General features: G+C 72.7%; 2 protein-coding genes. Both read right to left on the bottom strand.

What is annotated here, in order from left to right; genetic code table 11:
• Positions 1-144: 144 nt before the first annotated feature.
• The gene (locus tag AB0D44_RS34230) at positions 145-2,736 is read right to left on the bottom strand and encodes a bifunctional FO biosynthesis protein CofGH (protein WP_362598775.1); all 2,592 of its coding nucleotides are present in this window, start codon (positions 2,734-2,736) and stop codon (positions 145-147) included.
• Positions 2,737-2,788: 52 nt separating this feature from the next.
• A complete protein-coding gene (locus AB0D44_RS34225) occupies positions 2,789-3,571 on the bottom strand; it encodes an SDR family oxidoreductase (protein ID WP_362598773.1) in 783 nt (260 codons plus the stop codon).
• Positions 3,572-3,775: the final 204 nt, after the last annotated feature.

Genomic DNA, 3,775 nt, shown 5'->3' with positions numbered 1-3,775 from the left:
CCCCGTACTGGACGTACTTGGGCTTTCGGCCGGTGCGGCGAGAGTGCGTGCCGGGCACCGCGACGCCGCGGACCTCCGTCAGACACCCCCTAGGTCTCAGCATGCCCCGGCCGGGGCGACGGGCCCGGCCGGGTGCCAGCCGTCCTAGTCCAGTACGGGCAGCAGGTCCGGCAGGTGGCCGTCCGAGGCGCGGGCAGCGTCCTGGCGTTCCCGCGGGACCTCCCCGTACAGCGTCGTCCGGGCCTTCGCGGGCCGCCCGGCCGCCTCCGCCACGGCGATCAGGTCCCGGACCGACTTGTACGAGCCGTAGCTCGACCCCGCCATCCGCGAGATCGTCTCCTCCATCAGGGTCCCGCCCAGGTCGTTGGCCCCGGACCGGAGCATTTCCGCCGCGCCCTCGGTGCCCAGCTTGACCCAGCTGGTCTGGATGTTGGGGATGTACGGGTGGAGCAGGATCCTCGCCATCGCCGTGACCGCCCGGTTGTCGCGGGCCGTCGGCCCCGGCCGGGCGATGCCCGCCAGGTAGACGGGCGCGTTGGTGTGGATGAACGGCAGCGTCACGAACTCCGTGAAGCCGGCCACGTTCTTGGCCAGCGCCTCCCGCTGGATGCGGGCCAGCGTGCGCAAGTGCCCGAGCCAGTGCCGCGGCTGGTCCACGTGCCCGTACATCATCGTCGACGAGGAGCGGATGCCCAGCTCGTGCGCGGTGGTGACGACCTCGATCCAGTCCGCCGTCGGCAGCTTGCCCTTGGTCAGGACCCACCGCACCTCGTCGTCCAGGATCTCCGCCGCCGTGCCCGGGATGGAGTCCAGGCCGGCCTCCTTGGCGGCCGTCAGCCACTCCCGTACGGACATTCCCGTGCGCGTGGCGCCGTTGATCACCTCCATCGGCGAGAAGGCGTGCACGTGCATCCCGGGGACCCGCTGTTTGACCGCGCGTGCGATGTCGAAGTACGCCGTCCCGGGCAGGTCCGGGTGGATGCCGCCCTGCATGCAGACCTCGACCGCGCCCAGGTCCCAGGCCTGGGCGGCCCGGTCGGCGACCTGCTCCAGGGACAGCGTGTACGCGTCGGCGTCCGTGCGGCGCTGCGCGAAGGCGCAGAAGCGGCAGCCGGTGTAGCAGACGTTGGTGAAGTTGATGTTGCGCGTGACGATGTAGGTGACCTCGTCCCCGACCACCGATGCCCGCAGGTCGTCGGCGATCCGGCAGAGGGCGTCCAGGGCCGGCCCGTCGGCGTGCAGCAGGGCGAGGGCCTGTGCGTCGGTGAGCCCCGTCGGATCGTCGGCGGCCTGCGCGAGCGCGGCCCGTACGTCGGTGTCGATGCGCTCGGGCAGCATCCCGGGCGCGGCCGCCTCGCGCAGTGCGTCCCAGTCGCCGTAGACGTGGTCGAAGTCCTCGCGGCGGTCGCCGGTGCGGCCCTCGGTGTCGATGGCGGTGTGCAGGTCGGTGCGCCCGTAGGCGGTGAAGCCCTCGTCCGGCTCCTGCCACGGCAGGCCTTGGACCCGCGCGGACGCGTTGGCCAGCCCGGTGTCCCCGTCGGCGAGCGCGCGCACGTGCGGCAGCAGCCGGGGGTCGAGCCAGGGCTCGCCGCGCTGCACGAACTCCGGGTAGACGCAGAGCCGTTCCCGCAGCTCGAAGCCGGCCGCCGCGGACCGCTCGGCCAGCAGGTCGATCTGCGGCCACGGGCGCTCGGGGTTGACGTGGTCGGGGGTCAGCGGCGAGACGCCGCCCCAGTCGTCGATCCCGGCGCCGATCAGCCGGGCGTACTCCCCGTCGACCAGGTTGGGCGGCGCCTGCAGGCAGGCGGACGGGCCCATGATGTGCCGGGCGACGGCGATCGTGGCGACGAGGTCGTCGAGTTCGGCGTCCGGCATTCCGCGCATCGCCGTGTCCGGCTTGGCGCGGAAGTTCTGGATGATCAGCTCCTGGATGCCGTGGTAGGCGCGGGCGACGCGGCGCAGCGCGAACAGGGACTCCGCACGCTCCTCGTACGTCTCGCCGATGCCGATGAGCAGCCCGCTGGTGAAGGGCACGGAGGAGCGCCCGGCGTCCTCCAGCACGCGCAGCCGGACCGCCGGCTCCTTGTCGGGCGAGCCGTGGTGCGGGCCGCCCGGCTCCGACCACAGGCGGGTGGCCGTGGTCTCCAGCATCATGCCCATGGACGGGGCGACGGGCTTGAGCCGCTGGAAGTCGGCCCAGGACATCACACCGGGGTTGAGATGGGGGAGGAGGCCGGTCTCCTCCAGGATCCGGATGGAGATGGCCCGGACGTAGGAGATGGTGTCGTCGTACCCCTCCGCCTCGAGCCACTCGCGTGCCTCGGGCCAGCGGTCCTCGGGCTTGTCGCCGAGGGTGATGAGCGCTTCCTTGCAGCCGAGCGCCGCGCCGCGGCGGGCGATGTCGAGGACCTCGTCCGGGGACATGTACATCCCGTGGCCGGCGCGGCGGAGCTTGCCGGGGACGGTGGCGAAGGTGCAGTAGTGGCACTTGTCGCGGCACAGGCGGGTCAGGGGGATGAACACGCTCTTCGAGTACGTGATGACACCGGGCCGCCCGGCGGCGGCGAGTCCGGAGTCCCTCACGCGTGCGGCGGAGGCGGTGAGGTCGTCGAGCGCCTCGCCGCGCGCCTGGAGGAGTACGGCCGCCTCAGTCGCGTCGAGCGCGACGCCGTCGCGTGCCCGCCGCAGGGCGCGGCGCATCGCGTTGTCGGTCGGAGCGTCACTCGGAGTGGTCATGCGCCGAGCATACGATCCGGTCGTACGGGCAGGGGGGCGCCCGTCGGGATGGTCATCGCATCAGCTCACCGGCGTTGACCAGCAGTGACTGGCCGGTTATCGCCCGCGCCCGGTCGGAGGCGAGGAAGGCCGCTGCGTCGGCGACGTCCCCGTCGGTGGCCAGGTCGGGCAGGGCCATGCGCTGGGTGAGGCGGGCGTGGACCTCGGCCTCGGGGACGTTCTCGGTGTGGGCGGTGAAGGTGACGAAGGCCTGGACGGGCGGGCCCCACATCCAGCCCGGGAGCACGGTGTTGACCCGGATCCGGTGTGGTCCGAGCTCGCGGGCCATGGAGTACATGGCCGAGGTCAGGGCGCCTTTGGAGGCGGCGTAGGCGGCCTGCTGGACCTCGTTGGGCGCGGCGACGGCGGACTGCGTGCCGATGATGACGACGGAGCCGCCGTTCTGCTTGAGCGCGGGCAGGCAGGCCCGGGTCATCCGGAGCGTCCCCAGCAGGTTCACGTCGATGATCTGCTGCCAGGTCCCGAAGTCGGCGTCCTCGAGGCCGCCGAAGTACGAGTCCCAGGCGGCGACGTGCACGACGGCGTCGATCCGGCCGAACCGCTCCTGCGCGAGCGCGGCGAGGGCCTCGCACTGGCGCTCGTCGCCGATGTCGGTGGGCAGGTAGGCGGTGTGCGCCCCGTCGGGGTCGATCTCGGCGGCGGACTTGGCCAGATTGGCCTCGGTGCGCGCCCCGAGTACGGCGTTCCCCCCGTCCCGCACCACGGTGGCGGCGACCTGGTGCCCGAGCCCGGCCCCGACGCCGGAGACGATGACGGTCTTCCCTTGCAGCAGCATGACGGGCCTCCCGGAGCAGCGGATCTGACGGTTCGTCAGGCTAGGGGCCCGGTGGCCCGATGGGAAGGGGCGGGGCGCGAGCGGGACGGGAGCCGGGCGGCTGGCGGGGCGCAGGAGGCACCGTGCTCACCGCGTTCGCCCGGGCGTTCAAGACGCCCGACCTGCGCAAGAAGCTGCTCTTCACGCTCGGCATCATCGTGCTGT

The organism is Streptomyces sp. NPDC048349 (genome assembly GCF_040651925.1).
Classification (GTDB): domain Bacteria; phylum Actinomycetota; class Actinomycetes; order Streptomycetales; family Streptomycetaceae; genus Streptomyces.
This window is presented reverse-complemented; position numbering and strand designations above follow the sequence as displayed.

Bases quoted from the DNA above. Each gene is read 5' to 3' on its own strand.
- AB0D44_RS34230 (WP_362598775.1), bottom strand. From the start codon at position 2,736: ATGACCACTCCGAGTGACGCTCCGACCGACAACGCGATGCGCCGCGCC.
- AB0D44_RS34225 (WP_362598773.1), bottom strand. From the start codon at position 3,571: ATGCTGCTGCAAGGGAAGACCGTCATCGTCTCCGGCGTCGGGGCCGGG.